Source organism: Promicromonospora sp. AC04 (assembly GCF_003058225.1).
In the GTDB taxonomy this organism is placed as follows: Bacteria; Actinomycetota; Actinomycetes; order Actinomycetales; family Cellulomonadaceae; genus Promicromonospora.
On the sequence record NZ_QBUG01000004.1, the window covers coordinates 204,853 to 231,227 of the forward strand.

Below are 26,375 nucleotides of genomic sequence, written 5' to 3' on the forward strand. Positions count from 1 at the left end.
CCTACCAGGTCACGTCCTGCGCCCTCTTCGAGGCCCGGGTTTCTTCGCTTTGGGCCACCTCAGAGCGAAGAAACCCGGGCCTCGAAGAGGAGCGCTCGGCCAAGAGACCGACGCGGTAGCGTGTCAGTCGCCTTCCCCCTCACGAACCACCCCCTGGAGCACCGATGCCCCTCGTCGCCGGTGTGGACACGTCCACGCAGTCCTGCAAGATCGTCGTGCGCGACGCCGAGACCGGAGCGCTGGTCCGGACCGGTTCCGCCAAGCACCCGGACGGCACGGAGGTGGACCCGCGGCACTGGTGGGACGCCTTCCAGGAGGCGGCCGCCGCTGCGGGCGGCCTGGCCGACGTCGCGGCCCTGTCCGTGGGCGGTCAGCAGCACGGCATGGTCACGCTCGACGCCGACGGCAACGTCGTCCGGCCGGCGCTGCTGTGGAACGACAACCGCTCCGCGCCGTCGGCCGAGGCCCTGATCACCGAGCTGGGCGACGGCGACCGCGCGGCGGGCGCCCAGGCCTGGGCCGACGCCGTCGGCTCGGTGCTCGTCGCCTCCCTCACCGTCACCAAGCTGCGCTGGCTGCACGACAACGAGCCGGAGAACGCGGCGCGCGTCGCCGCCGTCGCGCTCCCCCACGACTGGCTGTCCTGGCGCATCGCGGGCTACGGTCCCGCGGGCGACCCGACGGCGCCCCTGGGCCCGCAGCTCGACAAGCTGTTCACGGACCGCTCGGACGCCTCGGGCACCGGGTACTACGACGCCGCCGTCGGCGAGTACCGCGCCGACCTGCTGGAACGTGCGCTGGGCCGCACCGACGTGGTGCTGCCGCGCGTGGTCGGCGCGGCCGAGGCCGGCGCCGTGGCGCACCCGTCCGTCGCGGGCTCCGACGTCGACGGCGGCGCCCTGATCGGGCCCGGCGCGGGCGACAACGCCGGCGCGTCCCTCGGGCTCGGCATGACGCCGGGCGACATCGCCATCTCGATCGGCACGTCGGGCGTCGTCTCCGCCGTCGCCCCCAAGCGCACCGCCGACGGTTCCGGCGCCATCAACGGCTTCGCCGACGCGACCGGCAACGCGCTCATGCTCGCCGTCACGCTCAATGCGGCGCGCGTCGTGGATGCCGCACGCGAGGTGCTGGACGTCGACTTCGACGAGCTGGCCGAGCTGGCGCTGCAGGCCCCGCCCGGCTCCGACGGCCTCGTGCTCGTGCCGTACCTGGAGGGCGAGCGCACGCCCAACCGGCCCGACGCCACCGGCACCCTGCACGGCATCCGCCTGGCGACGTCGACCCGCCCCCACCTGGCCCGCGCCTACATCGAGGGCATGCTGTGCGGGCTCGCGGACGGCCTCGACGCGCTGCGCGCGCAGGGCGTCTCGGTGGAGCGCGTGATGCTGATCGGCGGAGCGGCGCAGTCGCCGGCCGTGCAGCAGATCGCCCCGCAGGTCTTCGGGCTGCCGATCGGTATCCCCGAGCCCGGCGAGTACGTGGCCGACGGCGCCGCGCGCCAGGCCGCGTGGGTGCTGGCGGCCGCGGGCGACCCGAATGCCGTGGCTCCGGCGTGGTCCACCACGATCGCCACGACGCTCGACGCCGATCCGAAGCCGGTGATCCGCGAGCAGTACGCCGCCGTGCGCGACCTGGCCTGAGCCTGTGCCCGCCCATCTCGACAGCACGTCCGTGGAAGGCCTGATCGGCGCGCTCGCCCGGCGGTCGGCCGCGCTCGACATCGCCCTGCACACCGTCCAGGTGAGCGTCCGCGGCGAGACTGTGGCGCACGCCGTCAGCGAACGGACGGGCCTGGACACGCCCCAACGGATGTACTCGGTGTCCAAGACGGTCACGGGCCTGGCCATCGGGCTGCTGGCGGACGAGGGTCTGCTGAGCCTCGACGACCCCATCACGAAGCACTTCCCCGAGATGGGCCCGGTGCATCCGTGGCTCGCGGCGACGACGATCCGGCACATGCTCGCCATGCGCGGCCCGCACCGGTCCACCACGTACAAGCGCACGGACGACGGCTGGCTGGAGTCCTACTTCCGGGTGCCGCCGACGCACCCGCCCGGCACGGTCTTCACCTACGACACCAGCGCCTCGTACACGCTTGCCGCGCTCGTCGAACGGCTCTCCGCCACGTCTCTCCCGGACTACCTGCGGCCGCGCCTGTTCGACCCAGTGGGCATCAGCCCCGACCTGCGGTTCCTCACCGGGCCGGAGGGCATCGCCCACGGCGGCTCGGGGCTGATCTGCACCCCGCGCGACCTGCTGCGCCTGGCGCGCCTCCTGCTCGACGGCGGCGTGCGCGACGGCGTCCGACTCCTACCCGCCGACTACCTCCGCGCCGCCACGGCCCCGCAGGCGGACACCGCCCTGCAGAACTCCGCCGCCGCGCTGCGCGGCGGCTACGGCTACCAGCTCTGGCTCCCGCGTCCGGGATGGTGGCTGATGTTCGGGCTCGGCGGCCAGCTCGTCTACGGCAGCCCTGAACGCGGGCTCGCGGTGGTGGTCACCGCGGACTTCCAGGCCTGCCCGAGCGGCGACCGGTTCATCGACGACGTGCTCGACCTGCTGATCGATCCGCTGGTCGAAGAGCTCGACGCCGACCGCGCCCTGAGCGGTGCGCACGACACCGCCGTCGAGCTGCCCTGGCCCGCACCTCGTCACGTCGCCGCACACGCACGGCCCGTCGCCGAGCGGTACGCGAACGTCGTCGACGGCCCGGGCCCCGCCGAGCTCGTGCTCTCGCTGGACGACGGCGGCGGCCGGCTGACCAGCGCCGACGGCCTGGTCGGTGCCGACGGCCGGACCGCAACCGGCTGGGACGTCGAGCTGCGGTTCGACCGCCCGGTCCGGACCGTCGTCGACGACCAACCGGCCGTCGTCACCGCCGGTTGGACCAGCCCCGACACCTTGGACGTGCGCTGCTCACTGCTCGGCGACAACCTGACGACCTGGCGCACCCGCCTCGCCTGGGCACAGGACGGCACCCTGACCGTGCAGTCCCAGGTGTTCGGCGAAACCGCCGACCACGGCTGGAACTTCCACGCGACCTACCGGGCTGACGCCTGAAGGCACCTCCGAACTGAGTCGCGTTCAACAGGCTCCGGCAGAGCCATAACCCTCGTGGTTATGGCTCTGCCGAACCTAGTGAATCGACGTCAGCACCGTGTCAGCCCTTGACCGACCCGATGAGCGCCCCCTTCACGAAGTACCGCTGGATGAACGGGTAGACGATCAGCATCGGCAGCGTCGCCACGACGATCACCGCCATCTTCACCGACTGCGCCGGGGGCACGACGTCCACCACGGACGCGTCCGCGTTCATCCCGCTCGCGACGATGACGATCTGGCGCAGCAGCACCTGGATCGGCCACTTCTCGGCGTCGTTGATGTACAGGATCGCGTTCTGGTAGGTGTTCCAGTAGCCGACGGCGTAGAACAGGCCGATGGTCGCGATCGAGGCGATCGACAGCGGCAGCACGATCCGTAGGAACACGCCGAGGTCGGAGCAGCCGTCGATGCGGGCCGCCTCCTCGAGGCTGTCGGGGATCGCCTGGAAGAAGCTGCGCATGATCACGAAGTTGAACGCGTTGATCGCGACGGGCAGGATCAGCGCCCACAGCGAGTCGATGAGGCCCAGGTTCTGGACCACGATGAACGTCGGGATCATGCCGCCGCTGAACAGCATCGTGAAGACGACGAGGAAGTTGATCACCCGGCGCCCGCGCAGGTAGCGCTTCGACAGCGCGTACGCCATGAACGAGGTGAGCAGCAGGCTCACGAAGGTCCCCACGACCGTGACGAACACGGAGACACCGAGCGCCCGGAAGATCGTCGACGTCGACAGGATGTAGCGGTACGCGTCGAGCGTGAACGTCTCCGGGATGACGACGAACGAGCGCGTCGCCAGCTCGCCCGGCGTCGCGAACGAGCTGCCCAGCACGTTGAGGAAGGGCAGCACGCAGATCAGCGCGAACCCGCCGAGGACAACGACGTTGACGACCCGGAAGACCCGCATCGCCGTCGTGGGTCGCCGGAAGCCGCTCGTGCGGTTCGCCGGCCGGTCCAGGCGCACCCGGGGCGCGGCGTCGTCGGTCGTGCTCATCTCGTGCTCCCAACGTCAGGCGGCAGATCCGGCCGGCGCAGCGCGAACATCCCCGCGCTGACGAAGAACAGGAAGGCGACCGGGTAGAGAACCAGCTGGCTGCCCACCAGGCAGACCAGGCCGGTGACGGCAAAGAACGCACCCGCCGTGCTGCGCCCGGGCCGACGCCGGGCAACGAAGATCCCGGTGATCCCGAGGAGCAGCACCGCCATGAGGGTGAGGCCGAACCAGGCGGCCAGCGTGCGGGCGGCCTCGTACGGATCGCCCGCGGCGGCGCCTGCCGTCAGGTCCAGGCCGATCCGCTGCATCTCGGGGTACAGGGTGGTGGAGAACCCGTCCTCGTCGAGCCGGTTCATCACGAGCGCGAACGATCCGAGGAACAGGGTGGACAGGACCATGCCGGTCCCGGCCACCCAGACCTCGGCGGTACGCCGCACGAGCGGCACCCCCGGGACGGGCGCGGCGGGGATCCGGTCAGTCGCGGCCGCGGACACCATCGACGGTCACCTCCTCCCGGCGCAGCGTCGGGCTGTTGTCGACGTGGAACGCCGGGCCGTCGCACCCGTCGACCCGGACCCGGGTGATGTCGGAGTCCGCGACGTAGCCGAGGTAGAACCCCTGCCGCGCCATGAGGTCCACCCCGTCCGCCATGGCCGGCCGTCCCGGGATGGCGTCGTCGGCGAAGGAGACCGTCACGTCGTCGAGGGTGAGCTCCGCCAGGGGCTGCTCGGGCAGCCCGTAGAGGTGCCCGGCGGCGGCGTGCACCCCGCGGGCCGTGATGTGCGCAAGGTGGATGCGGCGAAAGACCGGCGTGGAATCGTCGACCGGGTACGGGCGCCGGTCGGAGACGTGCGGCGCCTTCCCGTCCGGGCCGCAGAAGTAGTACGGATTGATGACGATCGGGCACATCACGTCGCTCATCACGAGGTTCGTCACCCGGATGTCCTCGACGACGCCGCCCCGGCCCCGGCGGGACTTGATGCGGATGCCGCGGTCGGTGCCCTGGAAGACGCAGCCCGTGATGACGACGTTGCGCACCCCGCCGCTCATCTCGCTGCCGATGACCACGCCACCGTGCCCGTGCACCATCGTGCAGCCCGTGATCGTGACGTTCTCGCACGGGACACGCTCCGGCGAGCGCTCGGTACCCGCCTTGATGGTGATGCAGTCGTCGCCGACGTCGATGTGGCAGTCGCTGATCCGGACGTTCCGGCACGACTCCGGGTTGATGCCGTCGGTGTTCGGCGAGTCCGGCGGGTTGGTGATCCGCACACCCGTGACGCTGACGTCCTGGCAGAGCAGCGGGTGCACCGTCCAGGACGGTGAGTCGCGCAGCGAGACGTCGCGGATCGTCACCCGCTCGCACTCGTGCAGCCCGATCAGGGTCGGTCGTGGGTAGGCCAGGGACTCCCGGTCGTGGCGGAACGCGTCCCACCAGCGCTGCCCCTGGCCGTCGATCGTGCCGAGCCCGGTGATCGCGACGTCGGTCTCCCCGTGCGCGTACACGCACGGCGAGTGCACAACGGTGGGCGCGCCCTCCCAGCGCGCCTCGACCGGCGGGTACAGGTCCGGGTCGGGGACGAACTCCAGCCTGGCCCCGGCCTCGAGGTGCAGCTCGACGTGGCTGCGCAGGCGCAGCCCGCCGGTGCGGTGCACGCCGGCCCGGACGACCACCCGGCCGCCGCCGGCCCGCGCGGCCGCGTCGATCTCGGCCTGGAGCGCGGCCGTCTCCAGCGGGTCGGCGGTCTTCGGGGTGCCAGGGCCGGCGTGCACCGTCATCAGCCGTTCACCTCGGCGTACGCGGCGGTGAACTCCTCGGAGATCTGGTCGAGGCCCTGCCCGCGCAGGCTCTCGATCGTCGCCTCGTAGTCGGACATCTCGGTGGCCCCGGTGATGTACTGGTTGTACGCGTCGTTGACCTGCTGCTCGATGGTCGACCACCGGCTGTCGTACGTCTCGGACGTGAGCGACTGGGCCGGGTTGGTGATGACGTACTCCTCGTTCTCCGCCATGAGCTCGTTGCCCTCGTCCACGTACGGGGACGTGCTCTTGTACGTGGTGACCGTCTCGGACGGACGCGAGGAGCTGTACGGCTGGACCTCCTGCTCCCACGCGGTCTGGTCGGTGACCGTCACCACGCCGTCGGCGTCGAGCTCGTAGTGCTCACCCTCGACCCCGTTGGTCATGAGGTCGAACGCCTCCTCGTCCATGAGCTTGTCGATGAAGCCGAGCACCTTCAGCAGCTCGTCCTCCGTCTTCACCTCGGACTTGGGGATCGCGAGCCAGCCGCCCATGCCGCCGCCCGTGTCCGTGAGGATGCGGCGCGGCACGTCCTGGTACGTGATGTCGTTGACCAGCGCCCACTTCATCGGCGTCTCGGGGTCGGCGCTCTCGGCGAGGGCCATGTAGTTCTTCGCCTCGAACAGGCCGGTGACGACGATCCCGCCCTTGCCCTGCGCGATGCCGTCCTGCTGGTTCTGCTTCTGGACGGTGACGAACTCCTGGTTCACTCCGCCGTCCTCGTACACGCCGCGGTACCACTCCATGGCTTCCTTGAAGGCGTCGGTGGTGAAGGCCGGCACCACCTGGCCGTCGTCGGTCACCTCGAACTGGCTGCCCGCGCCGAAGTACCCCGACAGGGAACGAAAGCCGACCTTGAAGCTCTCCTCGCGGTCGTAGAACCCCGTGGTGTCGTCCTTGCCGTTGCCGTCCGGGTCGTCGTGGGCGAACGCATCGGCGACCTGCGCGAGGTCCTCGATCGTGTGCGGCACCTCGAGGCCGAGGTTGTCCAGCCAGTCCTGCCGGACGACGACGCCGTAGCGGGCCTTGATCTTCTGGAACGGCACGCCGTACAGCTCGCCGTCGATCCGGGCGTTCTCGAGCGTCACCGGGTCGATCTGCGACAGGTTCGGGAAGTCAGCGAGATAGTCCTCGACGTCCCAGAACATGCCGGAGGTGAGCGCCGTCCGCACCGTGGTGCTGTCCCCCTGCGTGAGCGAGACGATGTCGGCGAGCTCGCCCGAGGCGAGCGCCGCGTTCATCTTCTCCTCCTTCGAGGCGTCGGGCACCCACTGCACCTCGAACTCGGTGCCCGTGTACTCCTCGAGCGCCGTCTCGATGACGCCGTCCTTCTCCGGCGTCGTCGGGGTGTGCAGCATCGCCATCCACGTCACCGGCCCATCGGAGCCGCCGTCCCCGTCACCCGACCCGCCGCCGCACGCGGCGAGCGTGAGTGCCAGCACAGTCGCCGACGCCACCGCTGTTCCGTTCCTTCTTGAGATCATGAGCTGTCCCTTCGGTGATGTGAGGTCGTCGCCCGGCCGCCACGTCGCGGCCGGGCGCGTAGAGCTATCGAGCCACCGCGGCCTGCGGTCCCACCGGCGCCACCTCCGCCTCGGAGCCTGCAGTCAGTCCGCGGAACACGGCACGGGTGACGAGCCCGACGGCGTACGCGGGGATCCCCACCCCGAACATGACGAGCAGCGGCAGCGCGAGCTGCCACGTCAGCCACCAGGTCGCCCCGACGACGGTGGCGCCGAGGATCGTCCAGTGCAGGGAGCCGAACCCGATCAGGAGCGCCCCGCCGAGCTGGCGCGGGATCGTGGCCAGGTCCGTCGCCGCCAGCACCGGGTACACGTAGGACCAGGTGATCCCGACCACCCCGAGGGCGCCGACGTTGAGGATCTGGACGTACCAGCTCGACGCAAGGAAGACGTTGGTGACGATCACGGCCCCGGCCGCCAGGAGGATCCAGGAGATCAGCATGGAGCGCCCGGCCTGCTCCCGGGCGTACCGCCAGAACACGCGGGCGGGCGGCGGGGTCTCGCCGGCGCGCAGCCACCGGTCGACGTACTTCGCCAGGGCGTACGACGCCGGCCCGATGCCGAACACGACGAGGCCACCCGCCGTCGTCACGACCCAGAGCAGGTTGAGGAACGCGACGCGGTACACGCCGGTCAGGAACGTGTTGATCCGTACGAAGCCTTCGAACGAGAACACGGTGCACCACCCTTCACGGCGCGGGCCGGCCGCATCAGTAGACGCCTTCTTCGCCGAAGCGCTTGGCCAGCCGGTTCGCCATGACCACGAGCAGCAGGCCGACCAGGCCCTTGAAGAGCCCGACGGCGGCCGCGTAGCTGAGCTGCCCGTTCTGGATGCCCGCCGTGTAGACGTAGGTGTCGAAGATCTCGCCGACCTCGCGGTTCAGCGAGTTCATCACCAGGAACATGTGCTCGAATCCGAGCTCCAGGAAGTCGCCGATGGCCAGGATGAACATGACGATGATCGTCGGCCGGATCGCGGGCAGCGTGATGTGCCAGGACTGCCGCAGGCGGCCCGCGCCGTCGAGCTCCGCGGCCTCGTAGAGCTGGACGTCCACGGCGGTCATCGCCGCGAGATACACGATTGTGCCCCAGCCGGCGCCCTTCCAGATCTCCTGGCCGATGTACAGCGGCCGCAGCCAGTCGGGATCGGTGAGGAACGGGACGGGCTCGCCGCCGGCGTCGACGATGAGGTTGTTGATGCTGCCGCCGTCGGTGGAGAGCAGCACGTAGAAGATCGAGGCGACGATCACCCACGACAGGAAGTGGGGCAGGTAGATGACCGACTGCACGCCGCGCTTGAAGTACTTGCCCCGCAGCTCGTTGAGCAGCAGCGCCAGGACTATCGGCACCGGGAAGGCGAAGACCAGCAGCAGGAGGGAGATCACCAGCGTGTTGCGCAGCAGCATCACGAAGGTGTCCTCCGTGAACAGCCGCACGAAGTGGTCGAAGCCCACCCACGGGCTGCCTCCGATGCCGAGGAACGGCATGTAGTCCTGGAAGGCGATGACCAGCCCACCCATGGGGGCGTACTTGAACACCAGGAAGTACGCGATGCCCGGCAGCGCCATCAGGTAGAGCGTCCGGTGCCGCCAGAACGGCGAGGTCCGCGGACGGCGTGCCTGCGGCCGCTCCGCGACCGCGCTCGTCCCCGGCGGTCTCGGGGTCACCGTGGTCGCCGCGCTCATCGCCGCGACCCCACGGTCCTGGTCACTACCACCATTGGTATGCCCTCCTGCTCGCCGTCGAGCCGAATCCGATCCTGACCTCACCGCCAGCAACCGGTTTCCGGGACCGTACCGGACGAACCTTGAGGTCCGCAAGGGTGTTTATTGCCTCTCCCGCCTCTGTTTCACTCCGCGCCTACCCTGCGCAGGAAACCGGTTGCTACAGTGAGCGGGCCTCAACCGAGAGACAATCCGAGAACGGGTTTCTCTTGCGTTTCACGACGACGTGACGGACGAAAGGCAGGCGATGGCGCTCTACTCCAACCCGATCCTCGACGCGGACTGGCCCGACCCGGACGCGATCCGGGTCGGTGCCGACTTCTGGCTGATCGCGTCGAGCTTCAACCGCGCCCCCGGGCTCCCGGTCCTGCACTCACGCGACCTGGTGAGCTGGGAGCACGTCGCCAACGCGCTGCCGCACGTCCCGCCCGTCGAGCACTACGCGCTCCCCCGGCACGGCTCGGGCGTCTGGGCGCCGAGCCTGCGACACCACGACGGGGTCTTCGTCATCGTGTACCCCGATCCCGACCACGGGATCTACGTGCTCACCGCGGCCGATCCCCGCGGCCCCTGGTCCGAACCCTGGTGCCTGCTCCCGGGTCGCGGGCTGATCGACCCGTGCCCGCTCTGGGACGACGACGGCCGGGCCTACCTCGTGCACGGCTGGGCCGGCAGCCGCGCCGGTATCAAGAACCGGCTTACCGTCGTCGAGGTAGACCCCGGGCTGCGGCAGGTCGTCGGGAGCCCGCGCACCGTCGTCGACGGCGACGAGCTGCCCGGGTTCCGCACCCTCGAAGGCCCCAAGCTGTACAAGCGGGACGGCTGGTACTGGATCTTCGCCCCGGCCGGCGGCGTGGCGACCGGGTGGCAGACCGTCTTCCGGTCCCGCTCCGTGTGGGGCCCGTACGAGCACCGGACGGTGCTCGAGCAGGACACGACGCCCGTCAACGGCCCGCACCAGGGCGCATGGGTCGACGCGCCGGACGGATCGGACTGGTTCCTGCACTTCCAGGACCGCGGCGTCTTCGGGCGCGTCGTGCACCTGCAGCCGATGCGCTGGGAGGAGGGGTGGCCGCAGGTCGGCGAGCCCCTGCGAGACGGACGCGGCCGGCCTGTCCTCGAGCATCCCCTGCCCGTCCCGGCGGCTGGTGACGGGCAGCAGGAGCCAGTCCGCAGCGACGACTTCGCCGCTCCCGTGCTGGCCACCCGCTGGCACTGGCAGGCGAACCCGCGGCCCGACTGGTACGAGGTGCCCGGCGACGGCACGCTCCGCCTCCGGGCGCAGGTCTCCGCCCGCAGCGACCTCCGCGAGCAGGGTGCGGTGCTCTGCCAGCAGCTCCCGGGTCAGCCGAGCACGTGGACGACACGCGTGACCCTCCAGGGGGACGCCCCGGGCACCCGGTGCGGGCTGGTGCTCCTCGGCCGCGAGTACGCCTGGGCCGGCCTCGTGCGTAAGCCGACCGGCATCGACCTCACCCTCCGACACGGTGCCGTAGGGAACATCGAGGAGTCGTTCGCGCGGACCTCGGCACCGGACGGCACCCTCGACCTGCGCCTCACCGTCGAGGCCGACGGCGCGGCCATCTTCTCGTGGCGCTCCCCCGACACGGAGACGTGGCACGACCTCGCGCGGGCGTGGACCGCGGTGGAAGGGCACTGGATCGGCGCGGAGGTCGGGCTCTTCGCCGCCGCCCCGCCGGGCACGCCGGTCGACGAGCGCGGTGGTGCGCTGTTCGGCCCCGTTCGGGTCACCGTCGCAGGAAAGGACGCATGATGGCGCGGTTCGCGAAGAGCGGCGCGACGATCGGCCAGGTGGCCGCTGCCGCGGGGGTGTCCCGGGCCACCGTGTCGCGCGTCATGAACGGGCAGTCGACGGTCGATGCGAACATGGCCGAGCGGGTGCGCGCGGCCGCCGCCGAGCTGCAGTACCGCCCCAGCACGATGGCGCGCGGCCTCTCCCTCGGCCGGACGAACACCGTCGCGCTGGTGGTCCCGGACCTCGGGAACCCGATGTTCCAGCAGATCCTGCGCGGCGCGGTCGCCGCGTCCGAGCCGTTCGGCTTCCGGTTCCTGGTCGCCGAGACCGCGGAGCATGCCGACGCCGAGGCCGAGATCGCCCTCGAGGCGCGGCTGCGCTGCGACGCCCTGATCCTCGCCGCGCCGCGCAGCCCGGAGGCCGTCCTGCGGGAGCTGCTGCCCCAGGTCGAGCCGACCGTCCTCATCAACCGCGAGGTCGCGGGGCTCGACGTGCCGACGGTCCGCGTCGACTACGGCGCGGGCGTGCACAGCGTCGTCGACCACCTCGTCGCGCTGGGTCACCGCGAGCTCGCCTACGTCGCCGGGCCACGGGCCAGCGCCTCCCATGCGTTGCGCGTCCGCGCGCTCGAGGAGGCCCGCGAGCGGCACAGCAGCCTCCGGGTCACCACGGTGCCGTGCGGGTCCACCGTCGACGACGGCTACCGGGTCGCCGACGAGGTGCTCGCGAGCGGGGCGACGGGGGTGGTGGCGTTCAACGACCTCGTCGCGTTCGGGCTGCTCGCCCGGCTCAACGAGACGGGGGTCGACGTCCCCGGGGACATCTCGATCGCGGGCTTCGACGACATCGAGCTCGCGCACTACGCGACCCCCTCCCTGACGACGGCGGCCGTGCCCCAGGCAGAGCTCGGCAGGCGGGCCTGGGGTCTCCTGCACCAGCTCGTCACGAACCGCGGCGCGACGTCGGGCGCGGAGATCCCCTCGAGGAACCCGCTCGTGATGCCGGGTCTCGTCGTGCGGTCCAGCACCGGACCCGTCCCCCCGGCGCGGCGCCTCCCGACGCCGTCGTCCGACCGAGCGGGTAGTGCCCGGACCGCCGCGCCGGGCGGGCGCGCGACCTGGGCCGCCACGAGCGACGGCTGGACCCTGACGGCCGACGACCAGCCGCTCACCAGGTACGCCGACGGCGAGTCCATGCCCGGGGTGCACAGCCCGCGCCCGTACCTACATCCCCTGCACTCGCTCGGTGGTGTCGCGATGACCCAGATCACGCCGACCGACCACCGGCACCACTACGGGGTGTCGATGGCGGTAGCCGACGTGAACGGGACCACCTACTGGGGAGGTCGGACGTTCGTCCGCGGCCAAGGCCCGACCCTGCTCGCCAACCACGGCCGGCAGCACACGGTCTCCGCCGCGGTGGTCGAGGGCGGGGCGACGCTCTCGAGCCAGGTCCGCTGGGCGGACGAGCACGGCTGGGACCAGCTCGTCGAGCAACGCCGCCTCACGGGTCTGCTCCTCCCGGAGGTCGAGGCCTGGGCGCTCGGCTGGTCGAGCCGGCTCCGGGCGGGCGACTCGGACGTGGTGATCGGCAGCCCGGCGACGAGCGGCCGGCCCGGGGCGGGATACGGCGGGCTCTTCTGGCGCCTCCCGTTCGCCGACGAGAGCTCGGTGCTCACCGCGGACGCCGACTCCGAGGTCCGGGCACACGGCTCGCGCTCGCCGTGGATAGCGGTCGAGCGACGCACCGGCGACGCGTGGACGACGCTCCTGCTCGTGCAGCCCGGCGACGTCGACCCCTGGTTCGTGCGGGTCACCGACTACGTCGGGGCCGGTCCCGCGCTCGCGTGGGAAGCGCCCCGGCGCATCGCCGCCGGGACGTCGCTCGACGTCGAGCTGGTCGCCGCGGTCGCCGATCGGCGGCTCGACGCCGCCGACGCGGCGGACCTGGCCGAGTTCGCGGTGGCCCGGCTACGAGCGACGGCGAAGTAGCCGGCTACTTTCGGCGGTAGGTCAGGTGGCGGTAGCGCAGGCCCGACGACGATGTCGTCCACTCGGTCGACGAGGCGACCGACCACTCCGCGCCGATCTCGGGGGCGAACGCGTCGCCCTCGACCTCGGTGTTGATCTCGGTGACCTTGAGCACGTCGGCGATCGGCAGCGACTCGCTGTAGATCTGGGATCCGCCGATGACCCAGATCTCGTCCCCGCCGGGCGCGTCCGCCGCGATCTTGAGGGCCTCGCCGATCGACCCGGCCGGCACGACGTCGGCTTCGGCGTCCGGCACGCCGAACGGGCCGCGCGACGAGACGACGATGTTGGTGCGGCCGGGCAGCGGGCGCTTCGGCAGCGACTCCCAGGTGAGCCGGCCCATCACGACGGGGTGTCCCGCCGTCGTCCGCTTGAAGTGTGCGAAGTCCTCCGGCACGTGCCACGGGATGTCACCGCCCGCGCCGATGACGGGCCGGCCTGCGGCGTCGCGCGCCTGTCCCCAGATGAGCCCGATCATCAGACGGCGATCGGGGCCTTGATGGTGGGGTGCGACACGTAGCCCAGCACCTCGACATCCTCGAACTCGTAGTCGAAGATCGAGTCGCGCGGGGCCAGCCGCAGCGACGGGTACGGGTACGGGTCGCGCGCGAGCTGCGTCTCGACCTGCTCCACGTGGTTGTCGTAGATGTGCACGTCGCCGCCGGTCCACACGAACTCGCCGACGTCGAGGCCGGTCTGCGCCGCGACCATGTGCGTGAGCAGCGCGTACGAGGCGATGTTGAACGGCACCCCGAGGAACAGGTCCGCCGAGCGCTGGTAGAGCTGGCAGCTCAGCTTGCCGTCGGCCACGTAGAACTGGAACAGGGCGTGGCACGGCGGCAGGGCCATGTCGTCCACCTCGGCCGGGTTCCAGGCCGTGACGACGTGCCGCCGCGAGTCCGGGTTGGTGCGGATCTGCTCGACGACCTTCGCGATCTGGTCCACGTGCCCGCCGTCGGGCGTGGGCCAGGAGCGCCACTGGACGCCGTACACCGGGCCCAGCTCGCCGGACTCGTCGGCCCAGTCGTCCCAGATCTTCACGCCGCGCTCCTGCAGCCAGCGCACGTTGGAGTCGCCGCGCAGGAACCACAGCAGCTCGTACACGACCGACTTGAGGTGCACGCGCTTGGTGGTGATCAGCGGGAACCCCTGCGTCAGGTCGTACCGGATCTGCCGTCCGAACACGCTGCGCGTGCCCGTGCCGGTCCGGTCGCCCTTGGGGGTCCCGGTGGCGAGCACGTCGCGAAGCAGGTCCTCGTACGGGGTGTCGATCTCGCTCATGTGGCAAAGACTACGACGGGCACCTCGGTGAGCCCGGAGACGCACCGTCTCCGCCCGGAACGATCAGTCCTGCTCGGTCTTCAGGTCCTTGAGCCGGGCCCCACGACGGCGGTACAGCACGCCCATCGTCACGATCACGAGCGCCACGACGACCCCGGCCACGGCGCCCCACGCGGACCCGCCGCGGAACGCCGGCCCGTCCACGTCGAGGATCCGCTCGCCCGCGTGCGACGCGGCCGACGTCCCCAGCACGATCCCGAGCGTCAGCAGGTTCGGCACCGCGAACAGGGCGGCCAGCACCACGTACGCGCTGCGTACCTGCCAGGACCGCCTGGACAGGACCGCCAGGGCCAGGAGCAGCACCGGTACCAGCGTGAACACCGCCCCGGTCATCAGCCCCCACCAGGCACCCGCGGCGAACGACCCGTCCACCGCGTTGCCGATCACCTGAGCCCACCAGCGCGGCAGGAACGCGGACAGGAAGAGGTAGATCAGCCACACGCCCAGGATCACGCCGAGCACGCCGAGCACGCGCTTCCCGATGTCGCGCCAGTCCGGACTCCACCGCGCGCCGCCCGACGTCGGACCGGTCGCCTCCGGCTTGCCGCTCACGTTCTGCGCCATGGCACGATCGTTGCAGCGCCGTGGCGAGTCTGCGCGGCGAACGGGAACGTCACGAACGCCGTCCGCGTTGACCATTGGGCCGGACCGACCGGAGGCGCTGGACCCAGCTCCGTGACCGTGTCGGTGACCAGTGGAAGGATGATCCTCATGACGGAGCAGACCACCACCTCGGGCGCCACGAGCACCGAAGACGCCGTGACCCCCTCGCCCACCGACCCGCTGTGGGTCGAGCGCAACGGAACGCGCACGTACACGGGCTTCTCGGCCCGCGGCGCCCGCGTCGAGATCGGGCCCGCGAGTGCCGGGGCGGTGTTCACGCCGGGCGAGCTGCTGAAGATCGCGCTCGCGGCGTGCGCCGGGATGAGCAGCGACAGGGCGTTCTCGCGCCGTCTGGGTGACGACTACAAGACCACCATCCGGGTCGAGGACCCGAAGGACATGGCGGAGGACCGGTACCCGGTGCTCACCGAGAAGTTCGAGATCGACCTGTCCACCCTCAGCGACGAGGACCGGGCGAAGCTCCTGACGATCGCCCAGCGGTCGATCGACAAGACGTGCACCGTGGGCCGCACGCTCAAGGCCGGCGCCCAGGTTCCGGACGCGCAGTTCGACCAGCCGGCGGAGGGCTGACATGACCGACGACAAGCAGCGGCTGACCGCGCCGGAGTCCAACGGCCAGGCGACTCCGGGCGACGCGATCGTCAAGCCGGACAACTCCGTGGAGGTCACGCCGGCGGACTGGGTCAACTACAAGCCAGAGGGCCCCCTGGACTACCTGGTCGACAAGGCGGTGACCATCCCGTCGGCGACCATCCACAAGCATGTGGACAAGATGCGCGCCCGGAACCCCAACGCGACGCCGGCGGAGATCATCCGGCTCCTGGAGAAGGAGTACCTCCGGGTCATCCAGACCACGGGCGGCGCCGTCGGCGCGGCCGCCGCGTTCCCGGCGGTCGGCACCGCGGCGAGCGTCGCGCTGTCGACGAGCGACGTGGCCACGTTCTTCGCCTCGTCCGCGGCGTTCTCCCTCGCGGTGGCCGACGTGCACGGCATCGACGTCCAGGACGTCCCGCGCCGACGGGCGCTGCTGCTCGCCACTGTGCTCGGTGACCAGGGCGCCAAGGACGTCGAGGACGCCATCGGCGGTTCGGGGGTCGCGTGGGGCAAGGTGCTGCTCACGACGATGCCGCGCACCACGCTGCAGCGGGTGAACAAGGCGCTCACGCATCAGTTCATCAGGAAGCAGGTCGCCAAGCAGAGCGGCCTGCTGCTGGGCCGCATCCTGCCGTTCGGCATCGGCGCGGTGGTCGGCTGGGTCGGGGCGCGCGCCCTCGGCCACGGCGTGATCGCCCAGTCCCGGGTCGCGTTCGGCACTCCCCCGGGCCGGTTCCCGCGCGTCATCGAGCAGAGGTAGCCCGGACCCGGCGCCGTCCCGAGCCTGTCGAGGGGCGCCCGTCCGAGACTGTCGAAGGGTCGAGCGGCCGATATCCGCCAACTGCTCGGCGAGTTTCCGAAACCCGACCTAGGCTGCGGGGCATGGCGGACACGACGCAGGGCGCACTCGCCCCGACGTACCATCCACTGCCGGTCACGATCGCGCGGGCGCACGGTACACACGTATGGGACACGGACGGCAACGAGTTCCTCGACTTCCTGTCGGGGTACTCGGCCCTGAACTTCGGGCACCTGCACCAGGGCCTGGTGGCCGCTGCGATGACGCAGCTGCGCCAGGTCACGCTGACGTCCCGTGCGTTCGACCATGACCGGCTCGAGGAGTTCGCCCAGCGGCTCGTCGAGGTCGTGGGGCTGCTGACGACCGGCGGCGAGGGCAGCCTCGTCGTACCGATGAACACGGGCGCCGAAGCCGTGGAGACCGCGATCAAGGCGGTCCGCAAGTGGGGCTACGACGTGCGCGGCGTGCCCGAGGACCAGGCGACCATCGTGGTCGCCGAGGGCAACTTCCACGGCCGCACCACCACGCTCGTCGGCCTCTCGGACGACCCGACCGCCCGCGGCGGGTTCGGCCCCTTCGCCCCTGGGTTCGTCCAGGTCCCCTTCGGCGACCTGGCAGCGGTGGCCGACGCCGTGGACGACACCACGGTGGCCGTCCTCATGGAGCCGGTGCAGGGCGAGGCCGGTGTGGTGGTGCCGCCGGACGACTTCTGGCCGGGCCTGCGCGCCCTCACCGCGGAGAAGAACATCGCCCTGGTCGCCGACGAGATCCAGTCGGGCCTCGGCCGCACCGGCACCACCCTGGCCTGTGAGCTCTGGGACGTGCAGCCGGACCTGGTCTGTCTGGGCAAGGCGCTGGGCGGCGGGATCCTCCCGGTCTCGGCGGTGGTCGGCAAGCCGGAGATCCTCGGCGTCCTGACGCCCGGCACGCACGGTTCGACGTTCGGCGGCAACCCGCTGGCGTGCGCGGTCGGCATCGCGGCGCTCGACCTGCTCTCTACGGGGCAGTACCAGGCGCGCGCGGCGGCGTCGGGCAGGGTGCTCAAGGAGCGGCTCGACGCGCTCGTGGACCGGGGCCTGCTGACCGGGGCGCGCAGCGTCGGGCTGTGGGCGGGCATCGACATGGACCCGGCGTTCGGCACGGGGCGCGACCTGTGCGAAGCGCTGCTGGAGCGCGGGGTGCTCGCGAAGGACACGCACGAGGCGACGATCCGCCTGTCGCCGCCGCTGTCGATAGTGCAGCCCGAGCTGGAGATGGCGCTGGACATCCTCGAGGAGTCGCTGGTGGCGCTCCGGGACGAGGACTCCGACGGGGGCTCGGGTGAGGATGCGGACCAGGGCGATGAGCCCGGCGTATCCGAGGGCGACGAGCCCAGCGCACCAGAGGACGACGCCGTCGACCCGCCTACCGAGATGTCCGCCGAGACGTCCGACAGCACCGACGCCGCCGCCGTCGCCAAGGGAACCAGGGGAACCAAGGGCAAGAGCCTCAGGGGCAAGGGCGAGCCGTCCGAACTGTCACCGACCGCCGGCTGAGCGTAGGCTCCCGGGGGTGACCACTACGACGTCGTCCCACAACACCGCAACGCTCCCGGCCCTCCCCGAGCTCCAGCGTGCCTATGCCGAGCTTCAGGCCAAGGGCCTGAAGCTGGATCTCACGCGCGGCAAGCCGTCGGCCGAGCAGCTCGACCTCGCCGAGCCCATGCTGGCCCTGCCCGGCGTCGGCGTGCACGCCGACGACACCGGCACGGACGCCCGCAACTACGGCGGTCTGGACGGCGGGCTCGCGATCCGGCGCATCTTCGCCGAGCTCCTCGACGTGCCCGTCGAGCAGCTTCTCGCGGGCGGGAACGCCTCGCTCACCACCATGCACGACGTCGTCGCGTTCGCCGAGCTGTTCGGCTTCCCCGACTCGCCGAAGCCGTGGGCGCGCGAGGACAAGGTCCGCTGGATCTGCCCCGTGCCGGGCTACGACCGGCACTTCACGATTTGCGAGGCCATGGGCATCGAGATGATCCCGGTCCCGATGACGCCGGACGGTCCGGACGCCGAGGCCGTGGCCGCGCTCGTCGCGGCCGACCCCACCATCAAGGGCATGTGGGTCGTCCCCACGTACTCCAACCCGGACGGCGCGGTCATCACCGCCGACGTCGCCCGCGCTCTGGTCTCCATGCCCACCGCCGCGCCGGACTTCCGCATCCTGTGGGACAACGCGTACGCGGTGCACCACCTGACGGACGACGAGGTGACCAGCCCCAACGCCATCGCGCTGGCGGCCGAGGCGGGCCACCCGGACCGCGTCCTCCTGTTCGCCTCCACATCCAAGATCACGTTCGCGGGCGCGGGCGTCGCGTTCCTGGGGAGCTCGGCGGCCAACATCGCCTGGTTCAAGAAGCACCTGTCCGCGGCCTCGATCGGCCCGGACAAGCTCAACCACCTGCGGCACGCGATGTTCTTCGGCTCGGCCGACGGCGTGCGCGAGCACATGCGCAAGCACCGCGAGATCCTGGCGCCCAAGTTCCAGGCAGTGGTCGAGATCCTGGCCGAGCGTCTGGGCGGGTACGGCATCGCGTCGTGGACCGAGCCCAAGGGCGGCTACTTCGTGTCGCTCGACGTCGCGCCGGGCACGGCGTCCCGGGTGGTGCAGCTGGCCAAGGAGGCCGGGATCGCGCTCACGCCGGCAGGCGCCACCTACCCGTACGGCAAGGACCCGGAGGACAAGAACGTGCGCCTCGCGCCGTCGATGCCCCCGCTGGAGGAGGTCCGCACGTCGATGGACGGCGTGGCCACCTGCGTGCTCCTCGCCGCCGCGGAGGCCGCGGCCGCGAAGTAGATCCCTGGCGAGAAAGAACTCTGGCGAGGTAGAACCACAGATCGCTGTGGTTCTACCTCGCCAGAGTTCTTTCTCGCCAAGTTCTATCGAACCAGGGTTCCACTTCGGCGGAAGGGGTGGGTCGGGGTTACTCCGGGCAGTGCTTGTTCACCACGAGCACCGGGCACGCCGCGTGGTGCAGCACGGCCTGGCTCGTGGAGCCCAGCAGCAGCCCCCGGAACCCGCCGCGCCCGCGCGAGCCCACGACCACGAGGTCCGACGCGGTGGAGAACTCCGTCAGCAGCTCCGCGCCCGTGCCGTCCAGCACGATCCGCCGGATCCGCAGCCCCGGGTTCTCGGCCTCGTACTTGTCGACGAGCACGTCCATGCCGGCCCCGATGTCGGCGAGCACCTGCTCCCGGTCGACCGAGGACGGCAGCCACGCCAGCATCCCGCCGTTCCCCACCGGCACACCGGTGACGGCCGTCAGCTCCGCGCCCCAGGCGTTGGCCTGCACAATCGCGTGCTGCAGCGCCCGCTCGGCCTGCGGAGACCCGTCCACGCCGACGACGATGCGGCGCACCTCCCGGATCTCGGCCGCCCCGGGCGCCGTGTCGGTCTCCGAGGCTGCCGCGCCCCCGGGCTCGCCCGGTTCGGCGTCCGGCGCCTTCCACGAGACGCCCCGGTTGGTCTCCGCGCGCAGCGGCACCACGACCACCGGACACTTCGCGTGCGCGGGCAGCGCGGACGACACCGTGCCCAGCAGCCGCTCCGTGAACCCACCCCGGCCGCGCGTACCGACGACGGCGAGCCCGTGGTCGGCGGACAGCTCCACGAGCACGCCCGCGGCGTCACCGGTGGCGACCTCCGTGGTGGCGCGCACGCCGGCGTCGGCCACACGAGCCTCCGCCTCGACCAGGACCGCCTTGGCGCCCTCCTGGATGGTGGTGTCGTCGAGGGCGGCGTACCCGCCGTCGAGCGACGCGGCCGTGAACGACGGCAGTGAATAGCTGCACACGATGTGCAACGCCCAGCCCACCCGATGTGCGTAAGCGGTAGCCCAGTCCAGCGCGTGCAGACTCGCGGCCGATCCGTCCACCCCGACCAGTACGACCTCGGATCGTGTCATCGCCAGCCCTTTCTTCGGCAGTGCACCTTTGCAATCCAACGCTACCGGCGGCGCGCGGATTATGGGTAACTGCCGGCAAAAAGACTGCAGAAAAATGGCAAAGCAGAGCGCCCGTCCTGTCTACGAGCCCGACCACCGGGGTCGAGCCTGCCGAGACCGGACAGGCGCTCTGCTGAGCAGTCCTGCGGGGCCGAGATCAGCCCATGCGGACGAACGTGGGGTTCGACTGCCAGATGGGACGGAAGTCGACGACGGTGCCGGGCTTGGACGCGTCGATCATCGTGTTGCCACCCGCGTAGATCGAGACGTGGCCGGGCGTCCACATGAGGTCGCCGGGCTGGGCCTCGGAGGCCGGCACGATGGTGCCGTAGCCAGGCTGTGCCGACGACGAGTGCGGCAGCGAGATCCCGAGCTGACCGTAGACGTACGCAGTAAAGCCCGAGCAGTCGAAACCGCTCGGGCTGGAGCCACCGGAGACGTACGGGACGCCGATGTAGCGGCTCGCGATGGAGATGACGGAGTTGCCGATCGCCGAGTCGGGGATGTCGACCGACGTGGAAACGGCCTCAGCGGCCTCGGCGGCGGCAGCCTCAGCGGCCTCCGCGGCTTCCTCGGCAGCGATCTCGGCCTGGTACTCGTCGTTCTCGGCGGCGGAGACCACGGAGACGGCGGAGCTCTCCACGGTGAGCTCAGCGTCGGGCGCGACCGTCACGACGGGCGCGGCTGCGAGCGACTCCCGGGCCTGCGCCGTCAGCGCGTTGAGGTCCACCGAGTTCATCTTGGCGTGGCCGGTCTCCATCGGAGCGGCCTGCGCAGCCATCGCGCCACCGAAGGTCGAGACAAGAAGTGCACCACCGGCCGCGGCGACCGCGGTACGGCGACCTACGGCGGCGTTCTGGGCAAGCTCGGTGAGCGGAGTCACGGGTCGTCGCGCAGCCCGATGGCGTGCGCGGGTGGTACGTGCAGTCACGTAGAACCTCTCCTTGTACGCCTTCGAGGTCAGCTGTCGGGTTCGGGTGGGAGAAATCACCCGGCCGTGCAATTCCGAAGAACTACCCGGCTTCACCCCGAGGACGCGCCCTGGCGCCCAGTGGTGGGTCCCCCGCCTCTGTCATGCGGTCGTCTTGGGGCCTCAGCCGGTGACAGAGTTCGGCGTCCGTCCGAGGACTCCCACGAATAACTCCGGGGGAGCGATCCGAACGTACCGGACGTCACCCCCGATGTCACGTTCCGGCAACGAATGCCATGCCGTGTCGGAAATGCGGTTGCGCCTTTCCGACAAACCGGGCAGTCCGGAGGGCTCGCTCAGGCCGTCGCGACGAAGAGATGGCGGGCCAGATCCTCGCTGAGCTCGAGCGCCGTACCGGCGCCGTCGACGGTCACGGTGTAGGTCCCGTCGCTCAGCTCCGCGGTGATCCGCGAGCCGGGCACCAGGCCGGCGTCGGACAGGCGAGCGAGCAGCTCGACGTCCGTCTGCAGCGGCTCCGCGATGCGGGTCAGCGACGCCGCGAGCGGCTCGCCCTTGACGCCCTTCTTCGCCGCCGCCTCGAAGGCGGACGGCAGGGAGATCACGCCCGTCAGGAACGGCACGTCCGTGTAGGCCTCGCCGAGCTCCGACAGGCCGGGGATCGGGTTGCCGTACGGGTCGTGGTGCGGGTGGTCCAGCAGGCCCACGAGGCGCTTCTCCACGAGGTCGCTCATGACGTGCTCCCACCGGCACGCCTCGACGTGCACGTGCTCCCAGTCGAGCTTGATGACGTCGGTCAGCAGGCGCTCCGCGAGACGGTGCTTGCGCATCACGCGCATCGCCTTGTCGTGGCCCAGCTCGGTCAGCTCGAGGTGGCGGTCGCCGGTCACGATCACGAGCCCGTCGCGCTCCATGCGCGCGACCGTCTGCGACACCGTCGGCCCGGAATGCCCCAGGCGCTCCGCGATGCGCGCGCGCAGGGGGGTGATGCCCTCCTCGTCGAGCTCGTAGATCGTCTTGAGGTACATCTCGGTGGTGTCGATCAGATCCGTCACGTCAGCTCCCGTCATGCGCGCAGCCGTCCAGTCGCCCCTGGGCTCGGCGCCCCGGGCGTCGGCCCAGGTTCTAGTCTAGTTCTGTGCCACTGACAATCCCGACACACCTGCTGCCCAGCGACGGCCGTTTCGGCTCCGGCCCCTCCAAGGTGCGCCAGGGCCAGGTCGATCATCTCGTGGCGAACGCCCATGTGCTCGGCACATCCCACCGCAAGGCACCCGTCAAGGACCTGGTGCGCCGCATTCGTGAGGGTGTCACGGAGCTGCTCGGCGCGCCCGAAGATTACGAGGTGGCGCTCGGCAACGGCGGTTCCACCGCCTTCTGGGACGTCGCGACGCTCTGCCTCGTGGAGCGCAAGGCGCAGCACGCCTCGTTCGGCGAGTTCGGCGGCAAGTTCGCCACGGCCACCTCGCGCGCCCCGTTCCTCGAGCCCTCCCAGGTGATCTCGGCGAAGCCGGGCACGGTCGCCTACCTCGAGCCCGCCGACGACGTCGACACCTACGCCACCCCGCACAACGAGACCTCGACGGGGGCGATGGCCCCGGTGCGGCGCCCGTCCGGGCCCGACGGCGCCGTCGTGCTCACCGACGCGACGTCCGGCGCCGGTGCCCTGCCCGTGGACCTGAGCCAGACCGATGCCTACTACTTCGCCCCGCAGAAGGCGTTCGCGGCCGACGGCGGCCTGTGGCTCGCCGTCCTCTCCCCCGCCGCCGTCGAGCGCGCCGCACGGGTCGAGGCCTCGGGACGCTGGGTACCGGAGTTCCTGTCGCTGACGACGGCGATCGAGAACTCGCGCCAGGACCAGACCCTCAACACGCCCGCCGTCGCGACGCTGCTGCTCCTGGCCGACCAGGTGGAGTGGCTGATCGGCCAGGGCGGGCTGGAGTGGTCGACGAAGCGCTGTGCGACGTCGGCCGAGACCCTCTATTCCTGGGCCGAGGCCAGGGAGTGGGCGACGCCGTTCGTGGAGCGCCCCGAGGAGCGGTCCACGGTGGTCGGCACTATCGACCTGGCCCCCGAGATCGACGCCGGGCGGGTGCTCTCCGAGCTGAGCGCGAACGGCGTCCAGGACGTGTTCGCGTACCGGAAGCTCGGGCGCAACCAGCTCCGCGTCGGGATGTTCCCGGCCGTCGAGCCCGACGACGTCGCCGCGCTCACCGCGTGCGTCGACTACATCGTCGAAAGCCTCTGACCAGCCTGATCACGTCCGCAATACCCCCTTGACGGGGAGTTCTGCCTATTGTCCGGGAGTACAGGGACTCTGTAACGTTCCCGCAACGGCGGGAACCATTCTGAGGGGCTGTTCAACACCATGCCAGTGATCGACCACTTCACATTCGGGATCGTGACGCCCCTGCTGGCGTACGCGATCTCGTGTACCGGCGCAGCGACGGGCCTCGCGTGCACGTCCCGGGCCAGAGCGGCCTCGGGCGGCACCCGCGCGGCGTGGCTCGTCTTCGGTGCCGTCGCCCTCGGCGGAACCGGGATCTGGGTGATGCACTTTGTCGCCATGCTCGGCTTCTCCGCGTCCGGCGTGACCATCAGATACAACATTCCCGAGACCCTCCTGAGCGCGGCGATCGCGATCGTCGTGGTGGGGGCCGGCCTGTTCATCACGGAGCTGGGCAAGCGAAAGCTCCCGGCGATGCTCGTGGGCGGTGCCCTCGCGGGCGCCGGCGTCGCGGCCATGCACTACATGGGCATGGAAGCGATGGAGATGTCGGCGCAGGTCGTCTACAACCCGGCCTACGTCGTCGCATCGGTCGCGATCGCGATCGTCGCCGCAACGGCCGCGCTGTGGTGCACGGTCCACATCCGCGGCACGCTCGCCACCATCGTGGCCACGCTCGTCATGGGGATCGCCGTCACCGGCATGCACTACACCGGCATGGCGGGTGTCTCCGTGGTCAACCCCGTCGACATGGTCCCCGCGGGCGCGTCCACCATGCAGCTGCTCGTGCCGCTCGTGATGGCGGTGAGCGTCGTGACGTTCCTGCTCATCCTCGGGATCGGCCTGTGGCCCACCGAGGACGAGCTGCGCACGCAGGCCGAGTTCGAGAACCGGCTCAAGGCGCACAGCGAGCAGCGCCAGCGGTTCGAGAACGTGCAGCAGGAGCTGCAGCCGGGTCCCGCTCAGTTCGCGCAGTCACACCGCGCGCGCTGACAACCCGGCAGCACCTCGGAGCGCCCGCCCCCTGCTCGGGGCCGGGCGCTTCGTCGTCCTCCGGGACGGCGCCGTTGGTGTGACCACACCCACGTACCGTTAGCAAGGCTAATGATCTAGACTGTCACGGGTGTCGTCGAGCTCTCGCAGATCCAGCCGAAGCCCGGCCACCGTCGGAGGCGACCTCCGCGTCGCCCTGACCCGCATCTCCCGCCGCCTGCGCGCCGAGCGCGGCGAGGCCGACCTCCCCGAGGGGCAGTTCGGGATCCTGACCGTGCTGCACAAGCACGGCGAGATGTCCCCCGGCTCCCTCGCCGAGCACGAGCGAGTCCGCCCGCCGTCGATGACCCGAGCCGTGAACACCCTGGTGGAGCTCGGCCTCGTCGAGAAGGTCGAGCACGCGACGGACAAGCGCCAGGTCGTCGTCCGGCTCACCACGGCGGGCGAGCGCGAGGTCGCCGAGACCCGGCGTCGTCGCGACGCCTGGCTCACCAAACAGCTGTCCACCCTGACCGTAGAGGAGAGAGAGATCCTTGCAGGAGCCAACGAGCTCCTCATCCGGATCGCCGCTCGATGAGCGCAACGTTCGCCAGCCTGAAATACCGTAACTATCGTCTCTGGTTCGCCAGCGCTCTCGTCGCCAACATCGGCACCTGGATGCAGCGCGTGGCGCAGGACTGGGTCGTACTGACCGTCCTGACCAACAACTCCGGCGTCGCCGTGGGAATCGTCACCGCGCTGCAGTTCATCCCGCACATCTTCCTGTCCGCGTGGGCCGGCCTGCTCGCCGACCGCGTCGACCGCCGCAAGCTCCTGATGATCACGCAGGGCGGCATGGGCGTACTGGGCCTCGGGCTCGGTGCGCTGGTGCTGTCCGGCGCGGCCGAGCTGTGGCACGTGTACGTGTTCGCGACCCTGCTGGGTGTGGTGAGCGCCGTCGACGGCCCCGTCCGCCAGACCTTCGTGTCCGAGCTGGTGCCGACCAAGCGGCTCGCGAACGCCGTCGGGCTCAACTCGACGAACTTCAACGCCGCACGGCTCATCGGGCCGGGCGTGGCGGGTCTGCTCATCGCCGCCGTCGGCACCGGATGGGTGTTCATCATCAACGGCATCGCGTTCGGCGCCGTCATCCTCGCGCTCACCCGGATGCGCGACCTGCGCGCCATGCCCACCGCCTCGCGCGCCAAGGGCCAGATCCGCGAGGGTCTCGCCTACATCCGCGGGCGCAGCGACATCGTGGTGATCATGATCGTGATGGGCGTGGTCTCCACGTTCGGCCTCAACTTCCAGCTGACGTCCGCCATGATGGCGCGCGTCGAGTTCGGCCGGGGTGCGGGCGAATACGGCATCCTCGGTTCGGTCCTGGCGATCGGCTCGCTCGCGGGGGCGCTCCTGGCGGCCCGGCGTGAGCGGCCGCGCGTGCGGCTCGTGCTGGGCGCGGCGTTCGCGTTCGCGATCGCCATGGGGATCCAGGCCGTCATGCCGACCTACCTCGGCTACCTGCTGATGTGCATCCCCGTCGGCTTCGCGTCGCTGACCATGCTGACGTCGGCGAACGCGGCGATCCAGCTCTCGGTGGCGCCCGAGGTGCGTGGTCGCGTCATGTCTATCTACATGATGGTGCTGCTCGGCACCACGCCCCTGGGCTCCCCGGTGATCGGCTGGATCGGCGAGACGTTCGGCCCGCGGTACGCCGTGCTCATCGGAGCCGTGGCGACACTGCTGGTGGCGGCGGTAGCTACCGTCTGGGCGGCCAAGACGTGGCACGTGCGCGTGCGCGCCCGCCTCTCCCACACCCGCCGCATCCCCCGCCCGTACCTCCAGGTCACCTACCCGGACCTGACCCCAGAACCGGAGAAGCAGATCCTGGCGGCCTGACCCGAGCGCCGAACGAGGCGCTCAACCGGCGGCCCGCCGCGCCGAGCGAGGCGCTCAACCGGCGGGCCGCCTCAAGGTCC

At 70.9% G+C, this 26,375-nt stretch carries 24 protein-coding genes and 1 riboswitch; of the genes, 12 read left to right on the top strand and 12 right to left on the bottom strand.

Annotated elements, in window-relative coordinates; all coding sequences use genetic code 11:
- Positions 1 to 164: 164 nt before the first annotated feature.
- Together xylB and C8K30_RS12560 are read left to right on the top strand one after the other, a co-directional pair.
- The gene (gene xylB, locus C8K30_RS12555) at positions 165 to 1,643 is read left to right on the top strand and encodes a xylulokinase (RefSeq protein ID WP_108493245.1); all 1,479 of its coding nucleotides are present in this window, start codon (positions 165 to 167) and stop codon (positions 1,641 to 1,643) included.
- A gap of 4 nt (positions 1,644 to 1,647) precedes the next feature.
- The gene (locus tag C8K30_RS12560; protein WP_108493246.1) at positions 1,648 to 3,063 is read left to right on the top strand and encodes a serine hydrolase; all 1,416 of its coding nucleotides are present in this window, start codon (positions 1,648 to 1,650) and stop codon (positions 3,061 to 3,063) included.
- A gap of 100 nt (positions 3,064 to 3,163) precedes the next feature.
- Here the strand turns inward: C8K30_RS12560 and C8K30_RS12565 are convergent, their stop codons facing one another.
- From C8K30_RS12565 to C8K30_RS12590, 6 genes are all read right to left on the bottom strand, one after another.
- Positions 3,164 to 4,099, bottom strand: coding sequence for a carbohydrate ABC transporter permease (locus C8K30_RS12565; protein ID WP_108493247.1), 936 nt, complete (start codon positions 4,097 to 4,099; stop codon positions 3,164 to 3,166).
- Positions 4,096 to 4,596, bottom strand: coding sequence for a hypothetical protein (locus tag C8K30_RS12570; protein ID WP_108493248.1), 501 nt, complete (start codon positions 4,594 to 4,596; stop codon positions 4,096 to 4,098). Before C8K30_RS12570 ends, C8K30_RS12565 begins: the two co-directional genes overlap by 4 nt.
- A complete protein-coding gene (locus C8K30_RS12575) occupies positions 4,574 to 5,878 on the bottom strand; it encodes a glycoside hydrolase family 28 protein (protein ID WP_108493249.1) in 1,305 nt (434 codons plus the stop codon). Before C8K30_RS12575 ends, C8K30_RS12570 begins: the two co-directional genes overlap by 23 nt.
- Positions 5,878 to 7,356, bottom strand: coding sequence for an extracellular solute-binding protein (locus tag C8K30_RS12580; protein ID WP_233257157.1), 1,479 nt, complete (start codon positions 7,354 to 7,356; stop codon positions 5,878 to 5,880). Before C8K30_RS12580 ends, C8K30_RS12575 begins: the two co-directional genes overlap by 1 nt.
- Before the next feature lie 91 nt (positions 7,357 to 7,447).
- On the bottom strand, positions 7,448 to 8,098 hold the full coding sequence (locus tag C8K30_RS12585; protein ID WP_108493251.1) for a YesL family protein: 651 nt from the start codon (positions 8,096 to 8,098) through the stop codon (positions 7,448 to 7,450).
- 34 nt (positions 8,099 to 8,132) lie between these two features.
- On the bottom strand, positions 8,133 to 9,107 hold the full coding sequence (locus tag C8K30_RS12590; protein ID WP_108493252.1) for a sugar ABC transporter permease: 975 nt from the start codon (positions 9,105 to 9,107) through the stop codon (positions 8,133 to 8,135).
- 265 nt (positions 9,108 to 9,372) lie between these two features.
- Here C8K30_RS12590 and C8K30_RS12595 point away from each other — a divergent pair, with 265 nt between their 5' ends.
- Positions 9,373 to 10,920, top strand: a complete 1,548-nt coding sequence (locus C8K30_RS12595; protein ID WP_233257158.1) for a glycoside hydrolase 43 family protein — start codon at positions 9,373 to 9,375, stop codon at positions 10,918 to 10,920.
- Entirely contained in the window at positions 10,917 to 12,893 is a 1,977-nt protein-coding gene (locus tag C8K30_RS12600; RefSeq protein WP_158281002.1) for a DUF6807 family protein, read from the top strand. The genes C8K30_RS12595 and C8K30_RS12600 overlap by 4 nt, the downstream gene beginning before the upstream one ends.
- Positions 12,894 to 12,897: 4 nt before the next feature.
- On the opposite strand, the gene C8K30_RS12605 is transcribed toward C8K30_RS12600, so the two are convergent.
- The 3 genes from C8K30_RS12605 to C8K30_RS12615 all read right to left on the bottom strand — a co-directional run bounded on the left by C8K30_RS12605 (position 12,898) and on the right by C8K30_RS12615 (position 14,837).
- Positions 12,898 to 13,410, bottom strand: a complete 513-nt coding sequence (locus tag C8K30_RS12605; RefSeq protein WP_108493255.1) for a dihydrofolate reductase — start codon at positions 13,408 to 13,410, stop codon at positions 12,898 to 12,900.
- Positions 13,410 to 14,213 (bottom strand): thymidylate synthase, encoded by an 804-nt coding sequence (locus tag C8K30_RS12610; RefSeq protein WP_108493256.1) that lies wholly within the window; start codon positions 14,211 to 14,213, stop codon positions 13,410 to 13,412. Before C8K30_RS12610 ends, C8K30_RS12605 begins: the two co-directional genes overlap by 1 nt.
- Positions 14,214 to 14,276: 63 nt before the next feature.
- The gene (locus C8K30_RS12615) at positions 14,277 to 14,837 is read right to left on the bottom strand and encodes a hypothetical protein (protein ID WP_108493257.1); all 561 of its coding nucleotides are present in this window, start codon (positions 14,835 to 14,837) and stop codon (positions 14,277 to 14,279) included.
- Between the two features lie 147 nt (positions 14,838 to 14,984).
- Here C8K30_RS12615 and C8K30_RS12620 point away from each other — a divergent pair, with 147 nt between their 5' ends.
- The 4 genes from C8K30_RS12620 to C8K30_RS12635 all read left to right on the top strand — a co-directional run bounded on the left by C8K30_RS12620 (position 14,985) and on the right by C8K30_RS12635 (position 19,122).
- Positions 14,985 to 15,467, top strand: a complete 483-nt coding sequence (locus C8K30_RS12620; RefSeq protein ID WP_199230465.1) for an OsmC family protein — start codon at positions 14,985 to 14,987, stop codon at positions 15,465 to 15,467.
- A gap of 1 nt (position 15,468) precedes the next feature.
- A complete protein-coding gene (locus C8K30_RS12625; protein WP_108493258.1) occupies positions 15,469 to 16,251 on the top strand; it encodes a hypothetical protein in 783 nt (260 codons plus the stop codon).
- Between the two features lie 122 nt (positions 16,252 to 16,373).
- Positions 16,374 to 17,825 (top strand): ornithine--oxo-acid transaminase, encoded by a 1,452-nt coding sequence (gene rocD / locus C8K30_RS12630; protein ID WP_108493259.1) that lies wholly within the window; start codon positions 16,374 to 16,376, stop codon positions 17,823 to 17,825.
- A gap of 16 nt (positions 17,826 to 17,841) precedes the next feature.
- A complete protein-coding gene (locus C8K30_RS12635) occupies positions 17,842 to 19,122 on the top strand; it encodes an aminotransferase class I/II-fold pyridoxal phosphate-dependent enzyme (RefSeq protein ID WP_108493260.1) in 1,281 nt (426 codons plus the stop codon).
- A gap of 127 nt (positions 19,123 to 19,249) precedes the next feature.
- Here C8K30_RS12635 and C8K30_RS12640 read toward each other — a convergent pair whose 3' ends face one another.
- From C8K30_RS12640 to C8K30_RS12650, 3 genes are all read right to left on the bottom strand, one after another.
- Complete coding sequence (locus C8K30_RS12640; RefSeq protein ID WP_108493261.1) at positions 19,250 to 20,230, bottom strand: universal stress protein; 981 nt, start codon at positions 20,228 to 20,230, stop codon at positions 19,250 to 19,252.
- A 196-nt stretch (positions 20,231 to 20,426) separates the two neighbouring features.
- Positions 20,427 to 21,200, bottom strand: a complete 774-nt coding sequence (locus tag C8K30_RS12645) for a C40 family peptidase (RefSeq protein ID WP_165919595.1) — start codon at positions 21,198 to 21,200, stop codon at positions 20,427 to 20,429.
- A gap of 2 nt (positions 21,201 to 21,202) precedes the next feature.
- Positions 21,203 to 21,392: riboswitch (cyclic di-AMP (ydaO/yuaA leader) on the bottom strand.
- Positions 21,393 to 21,535: 143 nt separating this feature from the next.
- Complete coding sequence (locus tag C8K30_RS12650; protein WP_108493545.1) at positions 21,536 to 22,252, bottom strand: metal-dependent transcriptional regulator; 717 nt, start codon at positions 22,250 to 22,252, stop codon at positions 21,536 to 21,538.
- 89 nt (positions 22,253 to 22,341) lie between these two features.
- On the opposite strand from C8K30_RS12650, the gene serC reads away from it, so the two are divergent.
- The 4 genes from serC (at position 22,342) to C8K30_RS12670 (ending at position 26,295) form a co-directional block, all read left to right on the top strand.
- On the top strand, positions 22,342 to 23,445 hold the full coding sequence (gene serC / locus C8K30_RS12655) for a phosphoserine transaminase (protein WP_369940031.1): 1,104 nt from the start codon (positions 22,342 to 22,344) through the stop codon (positions 23,443 to 23,445).
- A 153-nt stretch (positions 23,446 to 23,598) separates the two neighbouring features.
- Positions 23,599 to 24,417 (top strand): MHYT domain-containing protein, encoded by an 819-nt coding sequence (locus C8K30_RS12660; RefSeq protein ID WP_233257159.1) that lies wholly within the window; start codon positions 23,599 to 23,601, stop codon positions 24,415 to 24,417.
- A gap of 121 nt (positions 24,418 to 24,538) precedes the next feature.
- Positions 24,539 to 24,994: a MarR family winged helix-turn-helix transcriptional regulator gene (locus C8K30_RS12665; RefSeq protein WP_108493265.1), complete on the top strand. Its 456-nt coding sequence runs from the start codon at positions 24,539 to 24,541 to the stop codon at positions 24,992 to 24,994.
- Positions 24,991 to 26,295 carry an MFS transporter gene (locus tag C8K30_RS12670; RefSeq protein ID WP_108493266.1) on the top strand — a complete coding sequence of 435 codons (1,305 nt, stop codon included), beginning with the start codon at positions 24,991 to 24,993 and terminating at the stop codon, positions 26,293 to 26,295. The genes C8K30_RS12665 and C8K30_RS12670 overlap by 4 nt, the downstream gene beginning before the upstream one ends.
- The last annotated feature ends 80 nt before the right edge of the window (positions 26,296 to 26,375 follow it).

What these genes read in the sequence shown, in the direction of transcription:
- C8K30_RS12605 (WP_108493255.1), bottom strand. Translation starts at nt 13,410, where the DNA reads ATGATCGGGCTCATCTGGGGACAGGCGCGCGACGCCGCAGGCCGGCCC.
- C8K30_RS12640 (WP_108493261.1), bottom strand. Translation starts at nt 20,230, where the DNA reads ATGACACGATCCGAGGTCGTACTGGTCGGGGTGGACGGATCGGCCGCG.
- xylB (WP_108493245.1), top strand. Translation starts at nt 165, where the DNA reads ATGCCCCTCGTCGCCGGTGTGGACACGTCCACGCAGTCCTGCAAGATC.
- rocD (WP_108493259.1), top strand. Translation starts at nt 16,374, where the DNA reads ATGGCGGACACGACGCAGGGCGCACTCGCCCCGACGTACCATCCACTG.
- C8K30_RS12565 (WP_108493247.1), bottom strand. Translation starts at nt 4,099, where the DNA reads ATGAGCACGACCGACGACGCCGCGCCCCGGGTGCGCCTGGACCGGCCG.
- C8K30_RS12575 (WP_108493249.1), bottom strand. Translation starts at nt 5,878, where the DNA reads ATGACGGTGCACGCCGGCCCTGGCACCCCGAAGACCGCCGACCCGCTG.
- C8K30_RS12625 (WP_108493258.1), top strand. Translation starts at nt 15,469, where the DNA reads ATGACCGACGACAAGCAGCGGCTGACCGCGCCGGAGTCCAACGGCCAG.
- C8K30_RS12600 (WP_158281002.1), top strand. Translation starts at nt 10,917, where the DNA reads ATGATGGCGCGGTTCGCGAAGAGCGGCGCGACGATCGGCCAGGTGGCC.
- C8K30_RS12570 (WP_108493248.1), bottom strand. Translation starts at nt 4,596, where the DNA reads ATGGTGTCCGCGGCCGCGACTGACCGGATCCCCGCCGCGCCCGTCCCG.
- C8K30_RS12620 (WP_199230465.1), top strand. Translation starts at nt 14,985, where the DNA reads ATGACGGAGCAGACCACCACCTCGGGCGCCACGAGCACCGAAGACGCC.
- C8K30_RS12610 (WP_108493256.1), bottom strand. Translation starts at nt 14,213, where the DNA reads ATGAGCGAGATCGACACCCCGTACGAGGACCTGCTTCGCGACGTGCTC.
- C8K30_RS12670 (WP_108493266.1), top strand. Translation starts at nt 24,991, where the DNA reads ATGAGCGCAACGTTCGCCAGCCTGAAATACCGTAACTATCGTCTCTGG.
- C8K30_RS12615 (WP_108493257.1), bottom strand. Translation starts at nt 14,837, where the DNA reads ATGGCGCAGAACGTGAGCGGCAAGCCGGAGGCGACCGGTCCGACGTCG.
- C8K30_RS12590 (WP_108493252.1), bottom strand. Translation starts at nt 9,107, where the DNA reads ATGAGCGCGGCGACCACGGTGACCCCGAGACCGCCGGGGACGAGCGCG.